Annotated in this window: 26 protein-coding genes; 19 read left to right on the top strand and 7 right to left on the bottom strand. The window is 60.9% G+C overall.

Annotated features, from left to right (window positions below):
* The first annotated feature begins 136 nt into the window (after positions 1 to 136).
* The 3 genes from FHW37_RS14105 (at position 137) to FHW37_RS34480 (ending at position 4,896) form a co-directional block, all read left to right on the top strand.
* Positions 137 to 3,850: a response regulator gene (locus tag FHW37_RS14105; protein ID WP_145637526.1), complete on the top strand. Its 3,714-nt coding sequence runs from the start codon at positions 137 to 139 to the stop codon at positions 3,848 to 3,850.
* A gap of 114 nt (positions 3,851 to 3,964) precedes the next feature.
* Positions 3,965 to 4,495 carry a calcium-binding protein gene (locus tag FHW37_RS14100; protein WP_145637524.1) on the top strand — a complete coding sequence of 177 codons (531 nt, stop codon included), beginning with the start codon at positions 3,965 to 3,967 and terminating at the stop codon, positions 4,493 to 4,495.
* Positions 4,453 to 4,896, top strand: a complete 444-nt coding sequence (locus tag FHW37_RS34480) for a M10 family metallopeptidase C-terminal domain-containing protein (RefSeq protein WP_145637522.1) — start codon at positions 4,453 to 4,455, stop codon at positions 4,894 to 4,896. Before FHW37_RS14100 ends, FHW37_RS34480 begins: the two co-directional genes overlap by 43 nt.
* A gap of 62 nt (positions 4,897 to 4,958) precedes the next feature.
* Here the strand turns inward: FHW37_RS34480 and mnmD are convergent, their stop codons facing one another.
* Positions 4,959 to 5,690, bottom strand: a complete 732-nt coding sequence (gene mnmD, locus FHW37_RS14090; RefSeq protein ID WP_186458273.1) for a tRNA (5-methylaminomethyl-2-thiouridine)(34)-methyltransferase MnmD — start codon at positions 5,688 to 5,690, stop codon at positions 4,959 to 4,961.
* 40 nt (positions 5,691 to 5,730) lie between these two features.
* On the opposite strand from mnmD, the gene FHW37_RS14085 reads away from it, so the two are divergent.
* The 15 genes from FHW37_RS14085 (at position 5,731) to FHW37_RS14010 (ending at position 15,331) form a co-directional block, all read left to right on the top strand.
* The gene (locus FHW37_RS14085; RefSeq protein WP_145637518.1) at positions 5,731 to 6,930 is read left to right on the top strand and encodes an NAD(P)/FAD-dependent oxidoreductase; all 1,200 of its coding nucleotides are present in this window, start codon (positions 5,731 to 5,733) and stop codon (positions 6,928 to 6,930) included.
* Between the two features lie 150 nt (positions 6,931 to 7,080).
* On the top strand, positions 7,081 to 7,788 hold the full coding sequence (locus FHW37_RS14080; protein ID WP_145637516.1) for a DUF1045 domain-containing protein: 708 nt from the start codon (positions 7,081 to 7,083) through the stop codon (positions 7,786 to 7,788).
* Positions 7,789 to 7,872: 84 nt separating this feature from the next.
* Positions 7,873 to 8,730, top strand: a complete 858-nt coding sequence (locus FHW37_RS14075; protein WP_145637515.1) for an AraC family transcriptional regulator — start codon at positions 7,873 to 7,875, stop codon at positions 8,728 to 8,730.
* Between the two features lie 288 nt (positions 8,731 to 9,018).
* A complete protein-coding gene (locus FHW37_RS14065) occupies positions 9,019 to 9,714 on the top strand; it encodes an AzlC family ABC transporter permease (RefSeq protein ID WP_145638054.1) in 696 nt (231 codons plus the stop codon).
* Positions 9,711 to 10,013 (top strand): AzlD family protein, encoded by a 303-nt coding sequence (locus FHW37_RS14060; RefSeq protein ID WP_145637512.1) that lies wholly within the window; start codon positions 9,711 to 9,713, stop codon positions 10,011 to 10,013. The genes FHW37_RS14065 and FHW37_RS14060 overlap by 4 nt, the downstream gene beginning before the upstream one ends.
* Positions 10,014 to 10,083: 70 nt before the next feature.
* A complete protein-coding gene (gene puuE / locus FHW37_RS14055) occupies positions 10,084 to 11,010 on the top strand; it encodes an allantoinase PuuE (RefSeq protein ID WP_145637511.1) in 927 nt (308 codons plus the stop codon).
* Positions 11,007 to 11,504, top strand: coding sequence for a 2-oxo-4-hydroxy-4-carboxy-5-ureidoimidazoline decarboxylase (gene uraD, locus FHW37_RS14050; protein ID WP_145637509.1), 498 nt, complete (start codon positions 11,007 to 11,009; stop codon positions 11,502 to 11,504). Before puuE ends, uraD begins: the two co-directional genes overlap by 4 nt.
* A 60-nt stretch (positions 11,505 to 11,564) precedes the next feature.
* Complete coding sequence (locus tag FHW37_RS14045; RefSeq protein WP_145638053.1) at positions 11,565 to 11,855, top strand: nucleotidyltransferase family protein; 291 nt, start codon at positions 11,565 to 11,567, stop codon at positions 11,853 to 11,855.
* Positions 11,852 to 12,214: a HepT-like ribonuclease domain-containing protein gene (locus FHW37_RS14040; RefSeq protein WP_145637508.1), complete on the top strand. Its 363-nt coding sequence runs from the start codon at positions 11,852 to 11,854 to the stop codon at positions 12,212 to 12,214. Before FHW37_RS14045 ends, FHW37_RS14040 begins: the two co-directional genes overlap by 4 nt.
* Positions 12,215 to 12,244: 30 nt before the next feature.
* Positions 12,245 to 12,745, top strand: coding sequence for an ureidoglycolate lyase (locus FHW37_RS14035; RefSeq protein WP_145637507.1), 501 nt, complete (start codon positions 12,245 to 12,247; stop codon positions 12,743 to 12,745).
* Positions 12,742 to 13,098, top strand: a complete 357-nt coding sequence (gene uraH / locus FHW37_RS14030; RefSeq protein ID WP_145637506.1) for a hydroxyisourate hydrolase — start codon at positions 12,742 to 12,744, stop codon at positions 13,096 to 13,098. Before FHW37_RS14035 ends, uraH begins: the two co-directional genes overlap by 4 nt.
* Positions 13,098 to 13,844: a metallophosphoesterase family protein gene (locus tag FHW37_RS14025; RefSeq protein ID WP_145637505.1), complete on the top strand. Its 747-nt coding sequence runs from the start codon at positions 13,098 to 13,100 to the stop codon at positions 13,842 to 13,844. Before uraH ends, FHW37_RS14025 begins: the two co-directional genes overlap by 1 nt.
* A 79-nt stretch (positions 13,845 to 13,923) precedes the next feature.
* Positions 13,924 to 14,187, top strand: coding sequence for a type II toxin-antitoxin system Phd/YefM family antitoxin (locus FHW37_RS14020; protein ID WP_145638051.1), 264 nt, complete (start codon positions 13,924 to 13,926; stop codon positions 14,185 to 14,187).
* Positions 14,188 to 14,194: 7 nt separating this feature from the next.
* The gene (locus tag FHW37_RS14015) at positions 14,195 to 14,461 is read left to right on the top strand and encodes a Txe/YoeB family addiction module toxin (RefSeq protein ID WP_145637504.1); all 267 of its coding nucleotides are present in this window, start codon (positions 14,195 to 14,197) and stop codon (positions 14,459 to 14,461) included.
* A gap of 72 nt (positions 14,462 to 14,533) precedes the next feature.
* Positions 14,534 to 15,331, top strand: coding sequence for a hypothetical protein (locus FHW37_RS14010; RefSeq protein ID WP_145637502.1), 798 nt, complete (start codon positions 14,534 to 14,536; stop codon positions 15,329 to 15,331).
* 27 nt (positions 15,332 to 15,358) lie between these two features.
* On the opposite strand, the gene FHW37_RS14005 is transcribed toward FHW37_RS14010, so the two are convergent.
* Positions 15,359 to 16,504 carry an alpha-hydroxy acid oxidase gene (locus FHW37_RS14005; protein ID WP_145637501.1) on the bottom strand — a complete coding sequence of 382 codons (1,146 nt, stop codon included), beginning with the start codon at positions 16,502 to 16,504 and terminating at the stop codon, positions 15,359 to 15,361.
* Positions 16,505 to 16,625: 121 nt separating this feature from the next.
* A complete protein-coding gene (locus FHW37_RS14000; protein ID WP_145637500.1) occupies positions 16,626 to 17,594 on the bottom strand; it encodes a quinone oxidoreductase family protein in 969 nt (322 codons plus the stop codon).
* A gap of 100 nt (positions 17,595 to 17,694) precedes the next feature.
* Here FHW37_RS14000 and FHW37_RS13995 point away from each other — a divergent pair, with 100 nt between their 5' ends.
* Complete coding sequence (locus tag FHW37_RS13995) at positions 17,695 to 18,585, top strand: LysR family transcriptional regulator (RefSeq protein ID WP_246690771.1); 891 nt, start codon at positions 17,695 to 17,697, stop codon at positions 18,583 to 18,585.
* 61 nt (positions 18,586 to 18,646) lie between these two features.
* Here the strand turns inward: FHW37_RS13995 and FHW37_RS13990 are convergent, their stop codons facing one another.
* From FHW37_RS13990 to puuD, 4 genes are all read right to left on the bottom strand, one after another.
* Entirely contained in the window at positions 18,647 to 20,596 is a 1,950-nt protein-coding gene (locus FHW37_RS13990) for a methyl-accepting chemotaxis protein (protein WP_145637499.1), read from the bottom strand.
* Between the two features lie 374 nt (positions 20,597 to 20,970).
* The gene (locus tag FHW37_RS13985) at positions 20,971 to 22,920 is read right to left on the bottom strand and encodes a HAMP domain-containing methyl-accepting chemotaxis protein (protein ID WP_145637498.1); all 1,950 of its coding nucleotides are present in this window, start codon (positions 22,918 to 22,920) and stop codon (positions 20,971 to 20,973) included.
* Between the two features lie 250 nt (positions 22,921 to 23,170).
* On the bottom strand, positions 23,171 to 24,487 hold the full coding sequence (gene guaD / locus FHW37_RS13980) for a guanine deaminase (RefSeq protein WP_145637497.1): 1,317 nt from the start codon (positions 24,485 to 24,487) through the stop codon (positions 23,171 to 23,173).
* Positions 24,484 to 25,710, bottom strand: coding sequence for a urate hydroxylase PuuD (gene puuD / locus FHW37_RS13975; RefSeq protein WP_145637495.1), 1,227 nt, complete (start codon positions 25,708 to 25,710; stop codon positions 24,484 to 24,486). The genes guaD and puuD overlap by 4 nt, the downstream gene beginning before the upstream one ends.
* Positions 25,711 to 25,878: the final 168 nt, after the last annotated feature.

The following is a 25,878-nucleotide window of genomic DNA, read 5'->3' as shown; positions in this document are numbered from 1 at the left end:
AGTTAAATTTGACAAAATGCAAAATGGCCAAATTAAGGCTTTGCGGGCAACACGTTGTTAACACCCGCTATGGTGTTATCATTCGATTCGCACATCAAAAATCAATGCAGCCTACAGCATAGGGGAGCGGGGACGCGTGGAGACGGAAAGCGAACTCTTGGCGAGAGCATGCGACCGGATCAATGATCTGTCGGAGCCTGCCTTCATCAAGGACAGCGCGCTGACCTACATTGCCGTCAACGCCGCCTATGCACGCCTGTTCGGCACATCACCGCAGGATCTGGTCGGCCGTACGAGCCGCAGCCTGCGCGGCCGTGAAGAAGGTGACGAGCGCAAGGACAAGGAATGTCGCGCGCTGGTTTTCGGCACGGATGAGACGGCGCTTGCCTTCGATCGCAGCGGCACCTTGCGTCATGAAATCCGCATCGAGCGGTTTCTGGCGGAAAACGACCATGCCTATCTGTTCGGTGCACTGTTCCCTGTCGCCCTCGATGAGGATGTGCCGTTTGCCGAAGCGGTCCGTCTGGAGCCGAAGCCGGCCGGCGCTGCACCCATTTCCGCATTTCCGCCGGTGCCGCCGCGGTCCGCAGCGCCCGTCGCTCCGTTCGTCTCCATGCCGTCCGCCTCGTTGTTTGAAAACGGACTGCTCGATGATGCGCTCGACATGCTCGAGATGGGGATCGGCATCTACGACAAGAACGATACGCTGATCTATTGCAACTCGCAGCTCACCGATCATTTCGATGCGATGTCGATCGCCGTCAGGCCGGGCACGACGCTGGCCGAGATTATCGGGCATGCCTATGACAACCGGAAGGGCGCAAAGCCGGCGGCAGCGGATGGGGCGGCCGACAGGGCCGCCTGGGTTGCAGAGCGGATGAAACCCTTCCAGGTGCCCTATTGGGAAGGCATTCATCAGCTGGCGGACGGCCGCTGGCTGCGCAGCATGAACAAGCGGCTGGAAAATGGCCTGATGATCGCCATCCGCCACGATGTGACGGAGTTCAAGGAGCAGGAAATGCTGCTCCGAAAGACCGTCGGCGAAACGGAACTGTTCCGCGCTGTGCTGGAGGATCTTCCAGCACCGGTCTTCGTGCGCAACGACGGTTACCAGCTGACCTATGCCAACCACGCCTATGAGCAGATGCTGGGCGGCGCACTCGAAAAATTTCTCGGCAAGACGGACATGGAAATGTTCCCCTCCGCTGCCGAGCGGTTTCGCGCCGAAAACGTCCGGGTCATGGAAGGCGAGGCGATCGACAAGTCGGAGGAGGTTACTTTTCCGGACGGTTCGGTCATCCCCGTCCTCACGCGTCTGCGGCGTATCGATACCGATACCGGACAGGCCTATCTGGTCGGCTCGCGCACTGACGTCACGCTGATCAAGGAAGCCCAGGCCAAGGCCGAGAAGGTCAGCCGCGATCTTGAAACCATTCTTCACTCGGTCCCGGTCGGCATTGCCATCCTGACCGCCGATTATGTTTTCGAATATGCCAACCCGTCCTTCTACGATTTCTGGGATGCCGGTGAGCGGTTCGATCTTCCGGGGCGCAGCTACCGGGATTTTCTCAAGGTCAATTTCGACAACGGCATCTATGCCGGATGGAACAAGACCTTTGATGCGATCTATGACGAGCGGGTCCGGCTGCTGACGGATACGCCGGAGATCCCGATCGAGGTCCGCAGCCGTGACGGCCGTGTTCTGGTGATTTCCGGCACAAGGCTGACCGGCGGCAAGCTGCTCCTGAGCTATGTCGACATTTCCGCTGTACGCAAGCGCGAGGAGGAAATCCAGGAGGCGCGCGCCGCGCTGGAGCGGCATGGCGCGCTGATGCGCGATGCGACCAGCGCCATGTCGCAGGGCCTTTTGATCCTGCATGACGGTGCGATCGTGTTTTCCAACGACGCACTGGTGCCGATGCTGGAAATTCCGGCAGAAATGCTGGCGAATGGCGGAACATGGCGCCAGATTTTCGGGTTTTGCGCGCGCCGCGGCGATCTTGGCGGTGCCGACCAGGCCACATCTGCGCTGCGGTCCTGGGAGGAAAGCCTTTCGGCCGGCGAACCGCTGTTTGCGTCCTTCCGTATCGAGGACCGGCGCTGGGTGCAGTTGGAAGCGAAACTCACCGGCGACGACCACTGGCTGGCCGTCTTCACCGACGTCACCGACGCCAAGGAGCGCGAGGCGGAGCTGACGCGCCTTCTCAACCGCGCCGAGGCGGCCGATCGGGCAAAGTCCGAATTTTTGGCCAATATGAGCCATGAGATCCGCACCCCGATGAACGGCGTGCTCGGCATGGCCGAGCTGCTGGCCAAGTCGCAGCTCGATACGCGCCAGAAGACGTTCATCGACATCATCGTCAAATCCGGCAATGCGCTGCTGACGATCATCAACGACATTCTCGATTTTTCGAAGATCGATGCCGGCCAGATGAAGCTGCGCAAGGCGCCGTTCGATCCGGTCGAAGCGATCGAGGATGTTGCGACGCTTCTGTCGTCGGCTGCAGCCGACAAGGATATCGAGCTGATCGTGCGAGGCGACGTGTCCGTGCGCGAAACGGTGCTTGGCGATGCCGGTCGTTTCCGGCAGATCGTCACCAATCTCGTCGGCAATGCGGTCAAGTTCACTGAAAAAGGCCATGTCTTCATCGACCTCAAATCGAAGCCGGCGAACGAAGGCCAGATGATGCTGTCGATCCGCATCGAGGATACCGGTCTCGGTATCCCTGAGGAAAAGCTGCAATCGGTCTTCGAGAAATTCTCGCAGGTCGATACCTCGTCGACGCGCCGCCACGAAGGCACCGGGCTGGGGCTCGCGATCACATCCGGTCTGGTCGAACTCTTCGGCGGATCGGTCGAGGTGGAAAGCCAGCTTGGCCGCGGTTCGGTCTTTACCGTGCATCTGCCTTTCCCGGTCGTCAGCGAACGGGCGCCGGAAACGACCCTGCCGATCAATACGAGCGGCGCCCGCGTGCTTGTCGTCGACGACAACCCGGTCAATCGCCGCATCCTCACCGAACAGCTGTCGATGTGGGGTTTTGACACGGTCGCAGCCGAAAACGGCGAGGAGGGGCTTGCCTTCCTGCGCGAGGCTTCGCGGATCGGCATTTTCGTCGATGCGATCGTGCTCGATTACCATATGCCGGTGATGAATGGCCTCGATTTTGCCCGCGCCATGCGCGCCGACCATCGCTTCGACGCAACCGGCATCATTTTCCTGACCTCGATGGATATGGCCAATGACGAGCGGATCTTTGCCGAACTGAATGTTCAGGCGCATCTGATGAAGCCGGCGCGCGCCAATCTTCTGCGCAGCACCGTCATCGATGTCGTGCGCTCGGTCCGCACCAAGCGGCGTATGCCGTCTGCCCCTGCTGCCGAGACCAGGGCGGCGCCTGTTGTCACCACCGTGCCGGAAACGCCTGCCTCGACGCCGGCCGTCATCTCCCGCCCGGCGCTCGACGTGCTGGTGGCCGAGGATAACGAGGTCAACCAGATCGTTTTCACCCAGATCCTGCAGACGACAGGCTGGCTGTTCCAGATCGTCCATAATGGTGCCGAGGCAGTCGAAGCCTGGAAGAAGCACGATCCGGCGGTCATCCTGATGGATGTCTCCATGCCCGTGATGAACGGCCATCAGGCGACGCAGAAGATCCGCGAGCTGGAGCTTGAGACGGGCGCGCATGTGCCGATCATCGGCGTCACCGCCCATGCTCTCGAAAGCGACCGCGAACTCTGCTTCCAGGCCGGCATGGACGATTACCTGTCCAAGCCGATCAGCCCGGAAGCGCTGGAAGAGAAGATCCGCCAGTGGATCGGCGGTGCTGTCGTGGCGTCAATGATCAACTGAGGCTTCGATCAAGAACAGTTTCGAGCAATCGCCGTTCATCTGGACATTTTACATCCGTTCGTTATGTTTCGATGATGAAATGCAGGCATGCCTAATCCATAAATAGGGATTGCCATGGCAAAGCTCACGACGAAGCCTTTGGGTGCTGCTGGTTTTGACACAGCCACCGACCTCGATGTCAGTGATCTTGAGGATTATGATCACTTGTCGCTGTCATCGACGCTGGCGAAGTTTTATGACGACGGCAAAAACTTCGTGTCCTTCTCCGGCCACGGTTTTCGATACACGACCAGCGGCGGCACGCTGACCGACGTTCTGGGCGGCACGATCACCAAGCTGGTCGTCGAGATCCATGGCGTGCAGACGGTCAGCGTGACCGGCCTGAAACTCTCCGCTGCGGACATTTTTGATGCTTACGAGGCGGGCAATCCGGGTGCGGCCATAAGAGCGCTGCTGGGTGGCAATGACACGATTGTCGGCACGAAAAATGCCGATTTCCTGACGGGATATACCGGCAAGGACACGCTGATCGGTGGGGCCGGCAATGACCGCCTCTATGGCGACGACGGCTATTATTTCGACAGGGATAAGGTGGCCGCGACGTGCTCAAGGGCGGCGCCGGCAACGATATCCTTGCCGGGGTGATCGGCAATGACGTGCTGAAGGGCGACAGTGGCAAAGACGTGCTGATCGGCGGCGAGGGCAATGACACGCTTTACGGCGGCACCGGTGCCGACACGTTCCAGTTCGACAAGAGCACGACCCTTGCGACGATGGGCATCGATACGATCGTCGATTTCAGCCATGCCCAGCGCGACAGGATCAGCCTTTCCTATCTTGATGCGAAAACCGACAATGTGATCACCGACGACAGTTTTACCTTTATCGGTGAGACTGATTTCACCAAGGTTTCAGGCCAGTTGAGAACCTATCACAACGGTGCCTATACCTATGTGCAGGGCGATGTGAATGCCGATGGGCTTGCCGATTTCACCATCAAGCTGAAAGGCAATCTGCATCTCGTCAGCGGAGATTTCCTGCTTTAGGCCTATTGTTGCCGGCAGGTCTTCCTGATCTCGGAGTGACGGGTGCGTCTACTTAACCGAAATCAGGACTTGCGACCGCAGAGCATTTCGCGCTTTCCGGCAAAGCCCGGTCTGCGTTCGACGGTAAAGCCGGCGGCCGCCAGATTGCGACGCACGAAGCCGGCCGCCGCATAGGTGCCGAACGTGCCACCGGTAACGGTTTTGGCGAAGAGTGTCTGCATCAGTTCCGCGGACCACATGTCGGCATTGCGCGATGGCGCAAAACCGTCGAGAAACCAGGCGTCGAAATCGGGCTCGGCTGCCGAAACGCCGACAAGGGCCGGGCCGCAGATAACGGTCAGGCGGGTCGCCTCGTCGATGTCGATCACCACGTGGCCGGCGGGCTGGTCCGGCCAGGCTGCGACCAATGCCTTGCGCTCCGCGTCGATTTCCGGCCAGCGGACAAGCGCCCGATCGATCTCTTCGCGGCTCATCGGATAGAGTTCGAACGAGGTGAAATGCAGCCGCGTGCCAGGGCGGCGGGCTTCTTTCCACTGCCGCCATGTCTCGCAGAAATTCAGGCCGGTGCCGAAGCCGAGTTCGCCGATGCGGAAGGTTTTTACGCTCGTGTCTCCGTCCGGAGACACCATCGTTTCCCAGCGTTCCGGCAGATTGTTGCCGGAGAGAAAGACATGGCCGCATTCCAGCCTTCCATCGGTGCGGCAATAAAAGTGATCGCCAAATTCGCGGGAATACGGCATATCGCCGTCATGCCAGTCCAGCGTCTGGACCTCCGGCGCCGTGGCAGCCGGCATGCGGTTCGGCTCTGTCGAAAATTCGGGATTTTGCTCGCTCATGGGACATGCGGATAATCCGCCCGGCTCTGCCGGTCAATCGGATCATGCCTTTGCCGATCTTCCGGTCCGTACCGATCTCGTCATTCTCGGCGGCGGCATCATGGGGCTCTGGGCGGCGGTGAAGGCCGAGCGGCTGGGCATAAGCACAATGCTTGTCGAAGCAGGAAAGCTGGGGCAGGGGGCAAGCGGCGGCCTGCTTGGCGCGCTGATGCCGCATATGCCCGACAAGTGGAACGACAAGAAGCAGTTCCAGTTCGAAGCGCTTCTGTCGCTCGAAGACGAGGTGGCGGTGCTGGAAGCCGAGACGGGTCTTTCCTGCGGTTACCGGCGTTCGGGCCGGCTGATCCCGTTGCCAAAACCGCATCTGCGGACGATCGCGCTGCGGCATTCCACCGAAGCCGAAACGAACTGGCACCAGTCGGGCCATCGCTTTCATTGGCACGTGCTCGACGGCTCGCCGGTCTCCGGTTGGCCCCAGAACAGTTTTGACGCAGGCCTTGTGCACGACACGTTCGCGGCGCGCGTTTCTCCGCGGCTGCTGACGACAGCTCTTGCCGCTGCCTTGCGGAAGGGCCGACATGTGCATGTCGCCGAAGGCCTTGCCGCAATCGATATCGATCCGGTCGCCCGGACCGTCCTTCTTTCTGATGGCCGCAGGATCGCTTTCGGCCACTGCATCGTCTCTGTCGGCCATCAATCGTTCCCGATCCTGGAAGCCATTTCGGCGCCGATGCCAAAACCGATCGGCCAGCCGGTCAAGGGGCAGGCTGCGTTGCTGAAGGCCGATATTGATCCGGCGCTGCCGGTGATTTTTCTGAACGGGCTTTATGTCGTTGCCCATGAGGGCGGGCATGTTGCGATCGGCAGCACGAGCGAGGACGTGTTCGATGATGCCGGCTCGACCGATGCGCAGCTCGACGACCTGATCCGGCGTGCCCGCGATCTCGTTCCCATGCTGGGCGATGCGCCCATCATCGAGCGCTGGGCGGGTCTGCGGCCGAAGGCGATCGACCGTGATCCGATGGTCGGGTCACATCCCGATCATCCACATGTGATTGCATTGACGGGCGGCTTCAAAGTCAGCTTCGGCCTTGCACATAAACTTGCCGAAATGGCGGTTGATCTGGCAATCGGCCGCGAAATTGCGCTTCCGGCCTCCTTTACACTGCAAAATCATCTTGCCGTTGCTTCGCGTTAAACGCGAATTAGAGGTCTCTTCGTCGTTAATCTGTCACGCAAATCACCTAATCCGCTCACCGGGGATAGTTGAGCATCGCGTAAGATATCGGGGCAGGCCACAGGCGCTGGAAGGACCGATGGTCCGAAGAGGCGCGCAAGAAGGTGACGCATGCGTTATGCCATATATTTTACTCCGCCGGCCCATGATCCGCTGACACTTGCAGCGTCGCAATGGCTTGGTCGCAGTGCGTTTTCGGGCGAGGCGACCGACATGCCGGCCGTGCGCGGCATCGGTCTGCATGATATTGCCTATAACACGGCGATCCCGCGCCGCAGCGGTTTTCATGCCACGCTCAAGGCACCATTCCGGCTGGCCTCGGGCATTACCGAATCGATGCTGCTGCGCCACCTGATGCGCTTTGCCGGCGCCCATGATCCGTTCGAACTGCCGCTGCTCGAAGTCGGGCGGCTCGGCAATTATTATGGTCTGATGGCGATGCGCCCCTGCGAGCAGATGCGTCATCTCGCCTGCTCCGTGGTGCAGGAATTCGACGTGTTTCGTGCGCCGCTTTCGGATGACGAGCTGGAACGCTGCGATCCAGGCGATCTCTCGGCGCCGCAATTCGCCAATCTCTACCGCTGGGGCAATGCCTATGTCATGGACGAATATCGCTTCCACATGACGCTGACAGGCCCGATGGCGCAGAAGGATATGCCGCGCTTCGAACTGGCGCTGCGGGATTATTTTGACCCTTATCTGACGAAGCCGGTCGAAGTCGCCAATCTCGCGCTATTTGTCGAAGACGAACCGGGTGCGCCCTTCCTCGTTCATTCGCTGCATCCGATGGGGCGCGTCGCCGCCCGCAAGATCGCCTGAGGCGATCCGGGGCGGTTCTGTCCCGGTCGTCCGCTTGTCACTTTTGTTCAAGAGCCCTGCCGGCAAATCTGCTAGACTTGAGGCATGGACAATATCTCGCAGGAACAGGCTTCCGACCATATGCCGCTGGCACAGGCGGAAAAGACCCGTTTCTGGCGGGATACGCGCTTCGGCGGCATGGAATGCCTGTCGGCGACGTTTCTGACCCATCAGTTCGCGCCGCATGCGCATGACACGTTCAGCATCGGCGCGATCGACAAGGGCGCGCAGATAGCGACGATCCGCGGCACCCGCGAGGCCTCCGGTCCCGGCGACCTTTATCTGATCAATCCCGGCGAGATCCATGACGGCGCGCCGCGCGAGGGTGGCTATCGTTACCGGATGATCTATCCGGACATGGCGCTTTTGCGCGAGATCCTGGAGGACGTCACCGGCAAGCCGTTTCAGGGCACGCCGGCTTTCGGGCGGCAGATCCTGCGCGACCAGGCGCTGGCGGATGCTTTTTATCGGGCGCATGTCACGCTGGAAGAGGGTGCCGGCGCGCTTGAGACCAGCCAGCCGATGTTCGAAGTGCTCGACGCGGTTTTCCGCCGCCATGGCAGCTCGATCATCATCCCGGCTGATACGCGCGAAAAGAATGCCGTCGAGCGGGCGCGCGACTATCTGGTCGAGAATTTTGCCGATGATGTCGGGCTCGAGGAGCTGGCCTCGGTCGCCGGCCTCAGCCGCGCCCATCTGATCCGCGCCTTTCGGCGGCAATTCCATATCACGCCGCATTCCTTCCTCACCGATATCCGCGTCCAGCATGCCCGCCGCCGCCTGCGGCAGGGCGGCCAGCCGGCGGAGATCGCGCTCGAATGCGGCTTTGCCGACCAGGCGCATTTCACCCGACATTTCAAGGCCCGCAGCGGTTTGACGCCGGGGCAATATCGCGTCCGTTGAAGCGATATCTCCGTGCGGTGACTTCTCTGCTCGACTGATGGCCGGCTGTCACTTTTGTTCAATACGCGCTTTTTGCGAGGCTTTAATGGCTCTCGCCGAAGCAGGCCTTCCCATCCGGTTTTGCCCCTCACCCTAACCCTCTCCCCTCAGGTGGGTAGAGGGGACGTGCCCCGATTGGGCCATGGAGAGTGCGGCATATCCCTTCTCCCCGCCAGCGGGGAGAAGGTGCCGGCAGGCGGATGAGGGGCGGATGCTAGGCATGGAGGAGAATTTGACGTGCAGACGAAAATGAGATCCCGGGAGTTTCTGGGCGGCATGGCCGCGATTGCGCCGCTGATTGCGGCTGTCGTGCCGATCGGCCTCGTCTTTGGAGCCGTGGCCGCCACCAAAGGGCTTTCGCCGGTAGAAGTCGCGTTGATGAGTGCGCTGGTCTTTGCCGGCGGCTCACAATTCGTGGCGATGGATATCTGGACGCATCCGGCCGCCTGGACGGGCCTCGGCTTTGCAGCCCTGCTCGTCAATATCCGCCACGTGCTGATGAGCGCCTCTCTTGCCACCAAGATGGACGGTTTTTCGCCGGCATCGCGGGTCACCTCCATGCTCTTCCTCGCCGACGAGATCTGGGCCATGGCCGAGTTCCGCTCGCGTGCGGCAAAACTGACGCCGGCCTGGTTCGCCGGTCTCGCGACACCCTTTTACCTCGCCTGGGTCTTGTCCGGGCTGGCGGGCGCTGTGCTCGGCGCCTTCCTCGGCGATCCCGTCACGCTCGGTCTCGATTTTGCCTTTCCGGCGGTCTTCATCGTGCTGATCATGGGATTCTGGAAAGGCCCGCAGACCGGTGCCGTGCTGGCGGCAAGCGGTGCGGCCGCCGTCGCCACCCAGCATTTCATCCCCGGTGTCTGGTATATCGCCGCCGGCGCGCTTGCCGGCCTGCTGGTCGCCCTTGCCGGCGGACGGCGCGAAGCTGCGGAGGCCCTGTCGTGAGCGTGGATCTCGATACGCTTCTCGCCATTCTCGCGATGGCGGCCGCGACCATTTTTACACGGGTCAGCGGTCTTGTGCTCGTTCGCCATGTCTCGCTCGACGGCAATCGTCGCAAGGCGATCGAATCGATCCCACCGGCCGTGCTGATGGCGGTCGTGGCGCCGACCGCCTTTGCGACCGGGATTGCCGAAACCGTGGCCTGCGGCGTCACCGCGATTGCCGCCCTGCGGCTGCCGATGCTTGCCGCCGTCGCGCTCGGCGTCGCCTGTGTGGCACTGCTGAGGATGGCTGGGCTGTAGGCTCACGTTTCCATCTCGACATTCGGCGAACGGGTGCGCTACCGTTGCCGAAAAATACGAGGTGAACGACATGCAGGCAAAAGACTATCCGCGCGAACTCATCGGTTACGGCCGCAACCCGCCCGATCCGAAATGGCCGGGCGGCGCCCATGTCGCGGTGCAATTCGTGATCAATTACGAGGAGGGCGGCGAGAGCTCGATCATGGATGGCGATCCGGCCTCGGAAAACCTGCTGTCGGAAATCGTCGGTGCGGCGCCTTGGCCGGGCCAGCGCAATCTAAACATGGAATCGATCTACGAATACGGCTCCCGCGCCGGCTTCTGGCGGCTGTGGCGGCTGTTCACCGAGCTCAAGATGCAATGCACCGTCTATGGCGTCACACTCGCCATGGCGCGCAATCCTGAAGCCGTCGCCGCCATGAAGGAAGCCGGCTGGGAAATCGCCAGCCACGGCTATCGCTGGCTGGAATACAAGGATTTTCCCGAGGCGAAGGAGCGCGAGCACATTTTGGAAGCCGTGCGCCTGCATACCGAGCTCGTCGGCGAGCGGCCTTATGGCATGTATCAGGGCAAACCCTCGGACAATACGCTGAAGCTTGTCATGGAAGAGGGCGGTTTCCTCTATTCCTCCGACAGCTATGCCGACGATCTGCCCTCCTGGGTGCCGGGTCTGGACGGCAAGCCGTTCCTGATCGTTCCCTATACGCTTGATACCAACGATATGCGCTTTGCGACGCCGCAGGGTTTCAACTCCGGCGACCAGTTCTTTACCTATCTCAAGGACGCCTTCGACACGCTTTATCGCGAAGGCCAGGAAGGGGCGCCCAAAATGATGTCGGTCGGCCTGCATTGCCGCCTCGTCGGCCGGCCCGGCCGTGTCGCGGGGCTTAGGCGCTTCATGGAATATGTGCTCTCCCACGAAAAAGTCTGGGTGCCGCAGCGCATCGAGATCGCAAGGCATTGGCATGCGCATCACAAGCCGGCAGCGACCGCATGACGGCACGTGGCGATTTCATTGAACGGTTTGGCGGCGTTTTCGAACATTCGCCCGTCATAGCCGAGCGTGCCTATGACGGCGGGCTGATTTTCGTGCCGCTGACGGCGAAGGGCGTGCATGCGGCCATGGTGCAGGTGTTTCGCAATGCAGGCCGGGACGAGCGGCTCACCATCCTGCGGTCGCATCCGGATCTTGCCGGAAAGCTCGCCATTGCCGGCGAATTGACCGAAGGCAGCCGCAAGGAACAGGCCGGCGCCGGGCTCGACCGACTGTCGCCGGCGGAACATGCCCGCTTCACCGCGCTCAACACCGCCTATACGGAAAAATTCGGCTTTCCTTTCATCATTGCGGTCAAGGGACTGACGAAGGACGACATTCTGGCCGCGTTTGAAGCGCGGGTCGGCAATGATGCCGAGGCGGAATTCGAAACGGCGACGGCGCAGGTGGAGAGGATCGCCCTGTTGCGGCTTCTGGCCTTGCTGCCGGAGGCGTGAGGCATCCTTTTCTTGGCGCGGACCATCGCCTATAGTTGTTCTGTCAGCAAAGGCAAAATCATGAGACCGTCGGAAGTCTTGGAGCAGAACCGGGAAGTCATTCGCCAGATCGTCGCTCGTCGGCAGGTCTCCAATCCTCGTGTCTACGGTTCCGTGCTGCGTGGAGAAGACCGCACCGACAGCGATCTCGATATCCTTGTCGATCCGTCGCCCTCGACATCTCTGTTTACCCTCGGTGGCTTGCAGGGCGATCTTGAAGATGCTCTGGGCATCAGTGTTGACGTCAAGGTACCGGGAGATTTTCCGCCGGGGATCCGCAAACGCATCATTGCCGAAGCTGCCGCCATATGACATCGGAACGGCTTGAAATCTATCTCGACCGCATGTTCGTAACGGGCAGCAAGGTTGTCAGATACGCGAAGGGACAAAACCTCGAGGCGTTTCGGCTGGATGAGATCAGGCAGGATGCCGTGGTCGCCAATATCATGGCGATCGGTGAGTGCGTAACGAAGATCATGGATCATTTTCCGGACTTCGTTATCGACCACCCTGAAATTGCCTGGAAGGATATCAGAAACATGCGCAACCGCATTGCGCATCAGTATTTTCATCTGGATATCGATATTCTCTGGCTGACTGTCGACCGGACAATTCCAGAATTCCTGGCGCATTTGGATGCCTTGCGCAATTGGCGTGCACAGGGCGAATGATCCGGCAAGCATTATTTAAGGCGAATGACTGTGAGCGAATTTCTCGAAATCCTCCCCCTTACCAAAACCTCTTTCGCCCCCTATGGCGAGGTGATCGAGGCCGATCCGTCGAAAATGCGGCTGATCAACAATGGCACGACGGAGCGTTTTCACGCGCTCGGTCAGCCGGTCGTGGTCGGTGCGCCGGAGCGGTTGATCTTCAACATCTTTCGCGGCCAGCCGCGGCAGTTTCCTTATTCGGTCGGCATGATGGAGCGGCACCCGTTTGGCAGCCAGAGCTTTATGCCGCTCTCCGGAAAGCCGTTTCTCGTCGGCGTTTCTGATGATGAAGGTGGTCGGCCAGGCAAGCCGAAGATTTTCCTCGCAAGAGCGGACCAGGGCGTCAATTATTTCGCCAATGCCTGGCATCATCCGCTGATGGCGCTTGGCGCGGTCAGCGATTTCCTTGTCGTCGATCGCGACAATACCGCCGCCAATCTGGAAGAATTCTTCTTCGAAACGCCCTATTCCATCGCGGAGCCAGACCTATGACCGGCCTCACCACCCATGTGCTCGATACGGCAACCGGCCGACCGGCCGAGGGGCTCGCGATCGATCTCTACCGGATCGACGGCGATACGCGGCAAAAGCTGAAGACGGTGACGACCAATGCCGATGGCCGCGTCGATGGCGGGCCGATCCTTGCGGGCGAGGCCTTTGTCGCGGGCACCTACGAACTCGTTTTTCATGCCGGTGATTTTTTGCGCGGGCAGGGGATTTTGCTGCCGGAACCGGCCTTTCTCGACGTGATCCCGATCCGGTTCGGCATGTCGGACGTGACGGCCCATTACCACGTGCCGCTGCTTCTCTCGCCCTATGGTTATTCGACCTATAGGGGCAGCTGATGCGCTTTGCCGCGATCGCCGACATCCATTGCAATTGCGCCGCCCTGCAGGCTGTGCTGGATGACATCGCCACCCTCGGCATTCGCGACATCGTCAATCTCGGCGACTGTTTCAGCGGTCCTCTGGAAGCCGACCGGACAGGAGACCTGCTGCTCCTGCTCGATATGGCTGCCACACATACAGTACGCGGAAATCATGACCGCTATCTTCTGGAAACGCCGCCTGCAAACATGGGCAGATCCGATTCCCACGCCTATCACCAGCTCTCGCCGCGGCATATCGAATGGCTTCGCAAACTGCCGGTCAGCATGGTTTTCCGAGATGAGGTTTTTCTCTGCCACGCCACGCCGCGGCATGACGATGTCTACCTGCTCGAAACCGTCTCCACGGATGGCCGTGTCTTTCTCAAATCTCAGGAGGAGATCGAGGTTTTGGCTTCCGGCGTGGAACAGCCGCTGATCCTCTGCGGCCACAGCCATATTCCGCGTGCCATACAGCTTTCCGATGGCCGGCTGATCGTCAATCCCGGCAGCGTTGGTTGCCCTGCCTATTCCGACGAGGAGCCGGTGCCGCACAAGGTCGAGACCGGCAATGCCCTGGCCTCCTATGCCATTCTGGAAAAGACCGAACGCGGCTGGGCACCGCAATTCCGCACCGTCGCTTATGACCACATGGCGATGTCGCGCCTTGCCGCCGAAAACGGCCGCGCGGAATGGGCGAGTGCGCTCGCAAGCGGGCGGGTGTGAAAGACTGGTCCCGTCGCCGCTCTAATGGACAAATGTCATGAATTGTACTATATATTGTACAAGTTCTGCGGAGGCCATGATGCGAACGGTGATGTTTTCCCAAGCCCGTCAGGAGCTTGCCAGTCTTCTCGACGAAGTCGCGAACGATCGCACCGCAGTCGAGATCATGCGACGCGACAAACGATCCGCGATATTGATCGACAAGGACGAATATGAGGGCATGCTGGAAACCTTGCACCTTTTGTCAACGCCGGCAAATGCAAAGCGTCTCATTGAGGCACTCGAAGAGGCCACGGATGGCCGAAACCTTATCCAGCATGGTCTGATCGAACCCAAAGAATAGTGGTCTTATGCTGCTGGTTTGGCACGCCCAGGGCTGGGAGGATTATCTCCATTGGCAGAAGCAGGATGAAAAGCTGCTTTTGCGGATCAACGAACTTTTGCGAGATGCGATGCGCCACCCCTTTGAAGGGCTGGGAAAGCCTGAGCCTTTGCGTGGGCAGATGAAAGGTGCGTGGTCTCGACGGATCTCGCAGGAGCATCGCCTGATTTATTATGTCGAAGGTACCGGCCGGGATCAGAAGCTCGTCATTCTCCAATGCCGCTTCCACTACTGATCGCACACCCCGGAAACCATTCCGCAATCCTTTCCCGTCGATAATTCCCGACGATTCGACAGGAGAGACGGCATGGCACAGGCGCGGGGGAAATCGACGGCGAAGCGCAAGAGCACGAAGCGGGCAAAGCCGGCTTCCGGCTCGACGCTCTGGCCCTGGGTCGCGGCGCTTGTCGGCGTCGGCGGAGCCATTGCACTTTACGACAATTCGCCTGCCACCCGGCATTTCATCACCGGCCTGACATCCCGCTCTCCCGTCCAGCTGGCTTCGAAGCCGGAGCCGGCAAAGCAGGAAACCGCGCGGGCCGAACAATCGGCGGAAAAGCCAGTGCCGCCGAAGCCGCTCGCTGCCGTCACGCACCGGCCGGTGACCGCCGTGCCGCATCTTCCGCCGGACCAGAGCCTGACCGCTGCAATCATTCCGCCGGCACCGATCGGTCGCCCGGTTCTGCAGGCCATGGTGAAGCCCGCCGAGACGCTGACCGTTGCTCCTGTGACCGGCGAAAAACTTGCCGGCGGCTATGAGGCAAAATTCTTCCTGTGCGGCACGGCCAAGCAGGATGACTGCGTCGTTTCCGCCGATCGTTTCGTTTTCCACGGCCAGAAAATCCGGCTGGTCGGTATCGAAGTGCCGGATATCAAGAAGCCGCATTGCGAGGCCGAGCGGATCAAGGCGAGCGATGCGGAACTGCGTGTCCGCGCCTTTCTCGATTCGGGCCCGTTCGAGCTGCAGAGCTGGCAGGGCAATGATGCCGAGATCGACGGTCACAAGCTGCGTGCCGTCACCCGCAACGGCCGTTCGCTGGCCGATATTCTCGTCAGCGAAGGCCTTGCAAAGCGACCAGGCGCGGGCAAGGGCTGGTGCTCCTGATCCTGCACCAGGCCCGCGTTCTGACTATCAGAACGGCTGGCTTGCCAGAATATTCTTGCCGCAATCGGCGATGTCGCGTTTGCCGCAGAGTGCCATGGTGATGTCCATCTCCTTGCGGATGATGTCCAGCGCCGTGGTGACGCCTTCCTTGCCCATGGCGCCGAGGCCGTAGAGGAAGGGGCGGCCGATATAGGTGCCCTTGGCGCCGAGAGCGACCGCCTTCAGCACGTCTTGGCCGGAACGGATACCGCCGTCGAAATGCACTTCGATCCGGTCGCCAACCGCGTCGACGATTTTCGGCAGCATGCTGATCGAGGAGGGGGCGCCGTCGAGCTGGCGGCCGCCATGGTTTGAGACGATCAGCGCGTCGGCGCCGGTATCGGCAGCGGCGCGGGCGTCTTCCTCATCCAGAATGCCCTTGATGATCAGCTTGCCGCCCCAGAGGTCCTTGATCCAGCGGATATCGTCCCAGGAAAGCTGCGGATCGAACTGTTCGGCCGTCCAGGCGCTGAGCGAGGAGAGGTCGGAAACGTTGCTCGCATGGCCGACGATATTGCCGAAGCCGCGGCGCTTGGTGCCGAGCATTTCCAGGCACCATTGCGGTCTCGTGGCGAGCTGCATGGCGCTGTTCAGCGTCCATTTCGGGGGAGCGGACAGGCCGTTGCGCAGGTCCTTGTGGCGCTGGCCGAGAATCTGCAGGTCGGCGGTGACGACGAGGGCGGCGCAGCCGGCGGCCTTGGCACGGCCGATCAGTCGTTCGATGAAACCACGATCCTTCATCACGTAAAGCTGGAACCAGAAGGGTTTGGACGTGACCGACTTCACATCCTCGATGGAGCATATGCTCATGGTCGACAGCGTGAAGGGCACGCCGAATTCTTCCGCAGCCTTGGCCGCGAGCATTTCGCCATCGGCATGCTGCATGCCGGTGAGGCCGGTCGGGGCGAGTGCCACGGGCATCACCGTCTTCTGGCCGACCATGGTGGTTGCCAGCGAACGGTTGGTCATGTCGACCAGCACGCGCTGGCGCAGTTTGATCTTGGAAAAGTCGTCTTCGTTGGCGCGGTAAGTCCCTTCGGTCCAGGCGCCGCTATCGGCATAATCGAAGAACATTTTCGGCACGCGGCGGCGGGCCAGTTTCTTCAGGTCTGCGATAGTCAACGGCTTGGACATGATGCGGTTTCCTCCAGAAATGCTTGTTTGACAGCTAGCACATCTGGAACACATCGCCACCGGAATCCGATCGCGAGCCATGTTTTTAAACCGCAGCGTCCGGGCTGCCGTCGCGCATCCGTCAGGGGATGAGCAGAAGGCTTCCGGCCATGCGCCCACTCTCCAGCACGGCATGGGCGTCGGCCGCCTGATCCAGCGAAAATTCGCCGGCGATGGTCGAGACGATGTCATGGCCCATCGCCGCGATCGCGGCTTCCGCCGCATGACGGTAATCAGCAAGGTCGGCCGAATAGGCCATGATGCTCGGCAGCGTCAGAGATTTGCCCGGTCGCAGCATTTCGATCGCGACCGGCGGAATGGGACCGGCGGCCTGGCCGAGCGAGGCGGCGGTGCCGAAGGGGCGCACGCATTGCAGAGTTCTGGCCAGCATGTCGCCGCCAATGCCGTCATAAGCGACGTCGACACCACGCCAGCCGGTCAGTGCATTGACCTCGGTAACGAGATCGGCGTCGCGGCCGATGACGAGATGGTCGGCGCCGCTGAGGCGGGCACGCTCGGCCTTTTCCGGCGAGCTGACGGTGCCGATCACGGTGGCGCCGAGATGTTTCGCCCAGCGGACGATAATTTCCCCGAGCCCGCCAGCTGCCGCATGGACGAGGATGGTCGTGCCGGGGCCGACCGGATAGGTTTTGTGGAGGAGCATATAGGCCGTCATGCCCTTCAGGAGAGAAGAGGCGGCGGTGCGCGAGGAGATTGCCTCGGGCAGGCGGATGGCGCGTTCCGCTTTCAGCACCCGCGCCGAGGCATAGGCGCCGATTGCGGCGGCATAGGCCACACGGTCACCGACGGCAAATTCCTCGACACCGTCGCCGATCGCCTCCACCCGGCCGACGGCCTCGACGCCGATCACTGCGGGATAGGCGGGCAGCGCATATGTCCCCTTGCGGTGATATGTGTCGAGGAAATTCATGCCGATGGCTTCGTGGCGGATGACGATCTCGCCCGCCTTCGGGGTCAGGGCCTCCTGATGCGAGGCGACAAGATTTTCGGGGCCGCCGCAGGCCGTCAGTTTCACCACCAGATCCGTCATCGCAATTCTCCATGAGCTTTCTTCTGTGAGAAGATCGCGCATGGCGGATTGTTTGGAAATTCCCTATGGTCGAATATTCATTGGGAAAAAATGCACAGTCATGGATTGGGAAAACCTGCGGTATTTCGCGGCACTCGCTGCCAGCGGCACGTTTCTCGGCGCGGCGAAGGCGCTTGGCGTAGAACATGCGACGGTCAGCCGGCGCGTGGCGCTGCTGGAGGAGCAGCTGAAACTGCGGCTGATCGATCGGCGTGGCCGCCGGATCGCGCTGACGCCGGATGGCGAGCGGATCGCCGGGATGGCACGGCAGATGGAAGAGCAGGCGCTGGCGATCCGCCGCTCGGCGGTGCCGGGAGACCGGCTGACGGGGTCGGTGCGCATCAGTGCTCCGCCGGCGCTGGCGGGCGTGCTTCTGCCCGGACCGATCGCGGCATTGCGCCGAGAGCATCCGGCGATCGATATCGCCGTTATCGGCGAAAAACGCTATGCCTCGCTCAACCGGCGCGAGGCGGATATCGCCATTCGGCTTTCGCGGCCGGATCAGGGCGACCTGACGATGACTAGGATCGGCAGCGTCACTTTCCATTTCTACGCCTCGCCATCCTATCTCGCAGACGTGCCGGAACGGGACTGGAGTTTTATCACCTATGGCGCCGATATGGAGGCGTCGCCGCAGCATCTCAGGCTGATCGAGGTGGCGGCCGGACGGCCTATCGGTTTGCGCGCCTCGACGCTGGAACTGCAGCGTGCCACGGCACAGGCCGGTGGCGGCGTGGCGGTGCTGCCGGATTTCTTCGTCGGCTCCGGTGACGGGCTGGTTGTCGCTCTGACCGAAAAGGAACCCGTGCGACGCGATATCTGGCTCGTCGTGCATTCCGACATCCGCTCAGTGCCGATCATCCGTGTGGTGATGGATGCGATCCGGCAAGGCTCTCGCGTGATGGGGCGGGGTGAGATGATGGACGATATCGGTCTGGCTGATGAGCGGTAGGCCCCAAACGAAAACGGGCGGCTGATGCCGCCCGTTTCCATAATGACGTTTCGGGATGGGCTCAAAACTCTTCCCAGGACTGCTCGGCCTGTTTGACTGCTGCAGCAGACGAACCGCCGCCGAAGGCGCTGGCGATCTTGCGGCCAAGGGCGCGAGCAGGGGATGCGACCGGACGGGCGGTTTCCGCTGCCGGGCGGGCCGGAGCCGATGCTGCTGCTCCGCCGTGGCCGATATTGAAGCGGGACAGGAGCTGGTTCAGGGCCGCTGCCTCGCGGGCCAGGCTGTGGCTTGCGGCGGTCGATTCCTCGACCATGGCGGCGTTCTGCTGGGTGCCCTGGTCCATCGTGTTGACCGCAGTGTTGATCTCCTGAAGACCGACGGCCTGTTCGCGCGAGGATTCGACGATCGCGCCAACATGGCGGTTGATCTCCTGAACCTCGGCAACGATCACCTCCAGTGCCTTGCCGGTTTCGCCGACGAGATTGACGCCGGAGCGAACATGTTCGCCCGACGTGTTGATCAGCGCCTTGATCTCTTTGGCTGCCTTTGCAGAGCGCTGGGCAAGCTCGCGGACTTCCTGGGCGACGACGGCAAACCCCTTGCCGGCCTCGCCTGCACGGGCTGCCTCGACGCCGGCATTGAGGGCGAGAAGGTTGGTCTGGAAGGCGATCTCGTCGATGACCGAAATAATGCTGGTGATCTCGGCCGAGGAGGTTTCGATCGCATGCATAGCGGTCACAGCATCGCCAACGACGCGGCCGGAGTTTTCTGCACCTTCACGGGCCTTGGCGACCAGCTTGCCGACTTCTTCGGCACGACGGCTGGCGTCCTTGACCGTGGTGGTGATTTCTTCCAGCGCAGCTGCCGTTTCTTCGACAGAGGCTGCCTGCTGTTCCGTGCGCTTCGACAGGCTGTCGGCTGCGGTGCGGATCTCGTTGGCGCCGGCATCGATGCCGCGGGCATTTTCACCGACGGCGCGCAGCGCGTTCTGCAGGTTGGCGACAGAGCTGTTGAAATTCGCGCGCAGGCCGTCGAGATGAGCGACGAACGGGCTTTCGATCCGGTAGGCGACATCGCCGTCCGACAGGCGATCGAGCGCCTTTGCCAACTGGTCGACGGCAAACTGGGTGTCGGCCGCTTCCTTCGCCTTCTGCGCTTCACGTTCCATGCGTTCGCGATCCGACATCGAACGGTTGGCGTCTGCCTCCTGTTCAAGGCGGATACGCTCGATGGCATTGTCGCGGAAGACCGAGACGGCGGCGGCCATCTGGCCGACTTCGTCCTTGCGGTCGAGGCCTTCGATGGCGGCGCTGGTCTGGCCTGCGGCAAGCGAGGTCATGCGTTCGCGCAGGCGGGTGATCGGTGTGGTGATGCCCTTGGCGGCGACCAGAAGCGAAGCGATGATGCCGAGACCGAAGACGACGACCAGGGTGGCGAGCGAGGTGAAGATGGTCGAGCTGGTTTCACCGGTCAGTTCGGCGCTGGTGGCGACGATACCCTTGGTGAAATTGTCGAGCGAGGCCGCAATGTCCTTGGACAGCGGCAGGATCAGGAGGTCGGCCTTGGCAAGCAGCGCGCGTGCTTCGGCATCCTGGTCGGTGGCGCCGAGCTGCACGGCCTTGTCGGTCAGTGCCACAACGTCGTTGACGCGGGTGATCAGCGCACCGATCTCGGCAGAGTTCGATGCCATGCCGGTCTTGACGTGGTCGAGGCGGGTCGCCAGGCTTGCCGTGCTTTCCTTGTAGAACGCCATTGCCGTGGCAAGGGCCGGATCGCCGACGTGATAAGTCAGCGTCTGGTAGGCCGCATAACCGGTGGCCGACAGGTTGCGGTTGGCGCGTGCCAATTCCACGGCCGTCGCATTGTCGGTCGAGATGAAGTTGACATAGGCGGCATCGGCGGCCTTGAACCTCGAGGCCAGGAAGCCGGAGGCGCCCAATCCCACGACGCAAAGCGGGATGATCACCGAAAGAATTTTGGTGCGAATGCTGGCATTCTTGAGAAACGACATCGTCCCCTCACGATTTCGAGCTGTCGGGCGCGAACCCAATAGTTCCGAGGGGCGCCGGCGAAGATCGCGGCGGCGCTGACTGCCCAGTTCTGAAGAGAGGTTCGGCGAATGAAATGCACAATGACGAAAGTGTTGTGCCGTCATGGCCACCGAAGCATCGTCGGGGCAATTCTTATTATTCTATAGTTTACATACGTTTAAATGCGAATTTTCGAATTTTTGACAAAGCGCAAGTCCGGAGGGCGTGATGTATTTCACAGCGTGTAGAGGGCCTGGCTGGATATACTTTTGATCGGTGCCCGTCTTGAAATCCGCAAAAGAAAACGGGCGGCCGAGGCCGCCCGTTTCCACCATAGAGCCGCGGGGGGAGCAGCTCAGAACTCTTCCCAGGACTGTTCGGCCTGTTTGACCGCTGCAGCCGAAGAACCGCCGCCGAAGGCGCTGGCAATCTTGCGGCCAAGCGCACGGGCAGGGGATGCGACCGGACGTGCGGTTTCCGCTGCCGCGCGGGCCGGAGCCGTTGCTGCCGATCCGCCCTGACCGATGTTGAAGCGCGACAGGAGCTGGTTCAGCGATGCCGCTTCCTTGGCAAGGCTGTGGCTTGCCGCTGTCGACTGCTCGACCATGGCGGCGTTCTGCTGGGTGCCCTGGTCCATCGTGTTGACGGCGGTGTTGATCTCCTGAAGGCCGACGGCCTGTTCACGCGAAGATTCAACGATTGCTGCGATGTGCCGGTTGATCTCCTGCACTTCGGCAACGATCACATCGAGTGCCTTGCCGGTTTCGCCGACGAGATTGACGCCGGAGCGGACATGTTCGCTCGATGTGGTGATCAGCGCCTTGATTTCCTTCGCAGCCTTTGCAGAACGCTGGGCGAGCTCGCGGACTTCCTGGGCGACCACGGCAAAACCCTTGCCGGCTTCACCGGCGCGAGCTGCTTCGACGCCGGCATTCAGCGCCAGAAGGTTGGTCTGGAAGGCAATCTCGTCGATGACGCTGATGATGCTGGTGATCTCGGCCGAAGAGGTCTCGATCGAATGCATGGCGGTGACGGCATCGCCGACGACACGTCCGGAATTTTCCGCACCCTCGCGGGCCTTGGCAACGAGCTTGCCGACTTCTTCGGCGCGTCGGCTGGCGTCCTTGACGGTTGTGGTGATTTCTTCCAGCGCTGCAGCCGTTTCCTCGACGGAGGCCGCCTGCTGTTCGGTGCGCTTGGACAGATCGTCGGCGGCCGAGCGGATCTCGTTGGCGCCGGCATCGATGGCGCGGGCATTGTTGCCGACGGATTTCAGCGTGTTCTGCAGGTTGGTGGCAGAGTCGTTGAAATTGGACCGCAGGGTATCGAGATGCGCCACGAAGGGGTTTTCGATCCGGTAGGCGACATCGCCATCCGCAAGGCGGCCAAGCGCGGTTGCCAGCTGGTCGACGGCAAATTGCGTGTCGGCCGCTTCCTTCGCCTTCTGGGCTTCGCGTTCCATGCGCTCACGATCCGACATGGAGCGGTTGGCATCGGCTTCCTGCTCAAGACGGATACGCTCGATGGCGTTGTCGCGGAAGATCGAGACGGCGGCGGCCATCTGGCCGACTTCGTCCTTGCGCTCAAGGCCGGGGATCTGCTGTTCGGTCTGGTTATCGGCAAGCGAGATCATGCGGGCGCGCAGGCGGTCGATCGGGCCGGAAATGCCGCGCGAGGCGACGACCAGGCCCATGACGATGCTGGCGAGGAAAAGAATGCCGAGCGCCGAAAGAGACGTGACGATCGTGGTGTTGGTGTCTTCGGAAATCGCGTTACTCTGGGAGAGGACCGCCTTGGCGTTTGCGATGTTCCAGTCGCGCAGGTCGTCGCGGAATTTTGCGATTTCCGGGTCGACCTGGGCCAGTGCCGCGCGGGCTTCGTCCTGCTTGTTGGCAGCGTCGAGCGCCACGGCCTTGTCGGTGATCGCTGCGATCGCGATGGCGCGGTTCTGGAAGCCGTTCAAAATGTCGGTCTGCTCGGGGATCAGCTTCTTGGCGGTCTCGAACCGGGCGATCGCGGCCTTCTTGCCGCTTTCGTAGTTCTTCATGATCTCGGCAAGGTAAGGCGCATCGGCCGGATAGGTGAGGACCTGATAGGCGCTGTAGGAGACCGACAGCATCGAGGTGGTCGCGCGCGAAACTTCGACGGCGGCGGCATTATCCTCGGCGATGAATTGATTGTATTGCGTGTCGGACGTCTTATAGTTGTAAGACACGGCGGCGATACCGCCAATGCCGATGACGCAGACCGGCAGGATCAGACACAGAATCTTTGTCCTGATCTTGGTGTTGGAAAGGAAGCTCATTCAACGCACCCTTGGACGAGTTTCTTTGCGCCGGCCGAAACTCACGAAATTATTGAAAATATTAGGACATCGCGCTCAAAAAGCCCGTTCATGGACTATGGGGGTGCAGTTAAGTGCCGAAAGTTTAATTCGCATTTAATTTAGTTTGCGATCCAACAATATTGTGCGTTGCGAAATAAATTTCGCAATCATTGATTGTGCATTTGGGTGCGGGAATCTTCGGCCGTGTGGTCCGCGTCGATCTGAGCGTTCAGGCCTGCAGACTTGCTTTCATCGGCCTGCCGGAAACATAGGTCTCGACGATGGCGCGGTCGTCACCCATTGTCTGCATCAGGAAAAGCTCTTCCGGCAGAGTCCTGACCGTTTCCATGCGCAGCTTCATCGCGGGTGTCGGTGCTGCATTCAGCACGACGAGGTCGGCGACGGAGCCTGCGTCGAGTGTACCGATCTCGTCCTGCATCGACAGCGCCTCGGCATTGCCGCGGGTCATCAGATAAAAGCTTTCGAGCGGGTTGAGGCGTTCGCCGAGCAGCTGCTGGATCTTGTAGGCCTCGTCCATTGTTCTGAGCATGGAATAGCTCGAGCCGCCACCGATATCGGTGGCGACGGCGACACGCACCGGCTTTTCTCGACGCATCAGCGATTTCATCGGGAAGAGACCAGAGCCGAGAAAAAGGTTGGAGGTCGGGCAGTGGACGGCAATCGCTCCGGCTTCGGCAATCGCATCCGCCTCGCGCTCGGACAGATGGATGGCGTGGCCAAGCAGCGTCTTTTTGCCGAGCAGACCGTAGCAAGCATAGATATCCGTATAGTCCGTCGCTTCCGGATAAAGCTCGCAGGTGAATTTGATCTCGTCGTGGTTTTCCGACAGGTGAGTCTGGATGAACAGGTCCGGAAATTCCTGAGCCAGCGCCTGAGCGGCTTTCATCTGGGCCGGCGTCGAGGTGATGGCGAAACGCGGGGTGATGGCAACATGGTTGCGGCCCTTGCCGTGCCAGTCGGATATGACCTGGCGGGTCTCGTCATAGCCCATTTCGGGCGTGTCGAGTAGGCCCTGCGGCGCGTGGCGGTCCATCATCACCTTGCCGCCGATCATGCACATGCCGCGGTTCATCGCCTCGGCGAAAAAGGCATCGGCCGAAGTTTTGTGAACCGAGCAATAGGCGACGGCGGTCGTCGTGCCGTGGCGCAGCAGCTCGTCGTAAAAATGCGTGGCGATGCGGTTTGCGTGATCGCTTTCGACGAAACGGCATTCCTCGGGGAATGTGTACGTGTTCAGCCATTCGAGCAGATTGGCAGCATAGGAGGCGATCACCTGCATCTGCGGGAAATGCACATGGCAGTCGATGAAGCCGGGCAGAATCAGATGCGGGCGGTGGTCGATTTCCTCGACGCCATCGGCCGCCTGCGCCTTGACCGCCGCATAATCCCCGACGGCTGCAATCCTGCCCTCTTCGGATACCAGGAGCGCACCGTCATGCTCGTAAAGATAGCTTTCGGTATCGGTGAGCGACAGCGGCGGCCGTTTGAATGAAAGCAGGCGGCCGCGGATCAGTTTTTCGGTCATTGCGAGATCGTGCTTTCATACCAGGCGGTGATCAGCCTGCGTTCTTCCTTCGAAATGCCGGTGACATTGCCGGGCGGCATGGCGTGGCTGAGGCCTGCCTGGATATAGATTTCCCGCGCATGCAGGGCAATCTGCGCATCCGTCTCCAGCTTCACCGATTTCGGCGTGAAATTGACGCCTTCATAGACAGGTTCGGCCGCATGGCACATGGAGCAGCGGGTCTGGACGACGGCTTTTGCCGCGCCAAAATGGGCGTTCGAGGCAAATTTCTGTTGGATCGGCGTCATCACGGTCTCCGTCTCGCCGGTCAGCACCTTTGGCACGGTCGAGAGCCAGATGATGATGATGAAGAGGATCACGGTGACGAGCCAGGTCCAGGTCGGCTTGCCCTTTCGCGCATGCGTCGTGTTGAACCAGTGGCGGATCGTGACGCCCATCAGGAAGACGAGGGCGGCTATCACCCAGTTGAACTGGGTGCCGAATGCCAGCGGATAATGGTTCGACAGCATGAAGAAGATGACCGGCAGGGTCAGGTAGTTGTTATGCAGCGAGCGCTGCTTGGCGATCATGCCGTATTTCGGATCCGGCGTGCGGCCGGCGATCAGGTCGGCGACGACGATTTTTTGGTTCGGGATGATGATCATGAAGACGTTTGCCGACATGATCGTTGCGGTAAACGCGCCGAGATGCAGGAAGGCGGCACGGCCGGTAAATATCTGCGTATAGCCCCAGGCCATCAGCACCAGCACGACATAAAGAACCGCCATTAGCCCCCAGGTGTTCTTTCCGATCGGCGACTTGCAGAGCAGGTCGTAGACGATCCAGCCGATAGCCAGCGAGGCGAGGGACAGACAGATCGCCTGCCAGGGGGCAAGCGGCAGCACGGAATGGTCGATCAGGAAAAGATCGGCACCACCGTAATAGACGATACAGAGCATCAGGAAGCCGGAAAGCCAGGTGAAATAGCTCTCGAATTTAAACCATGTCAGATGTTCCGGCATCTGCGCCGGCGCCACGAGGTATTTCTGGATGTGATAAAATCCGCCGCCATGCACCTGCCATTCTTCGCCATAGGCGCCGACCGGCAGATGCGGCCTCTTCACCAGGCCGAGATCGAGCGCGATGAAATAAAACGACGAGCCGATCCAGGCGATCGCGGTGATGACATGGAACCAGCGGGCGGCAAAAGCGAACCATTCCCAGGCGACGGCATATTCGTACATTCGGTTTCCCCGATACGTTCCCCGACTCGTGAGTTTGCGGAAAAATCACGGGCAAGGGAAGGGGGATGCTCGTAGTTGGGAAGTGGAGCTGACGTTAAAGAGAGATCGGCGTCGGCGCTTGGACCGCAGCGAAATGCATCAACCTCTCCGCCGTCATCCTCGGGCTTG

It is taken from the genome of Neorhizobium alkalisoli (genome assembly GCF_007829835.1).
Lineage (GTDB): Bacteria > Pseudomonadota > Alphaproteobacteria > Rhizobiales > Rhizobiaceae > Neorhizobium.
The sequence above is the reverse complement of the archived record's forward strand: the minus strand, read 5'-3'. Positions and strand labels throughout refer to the sequence as shown.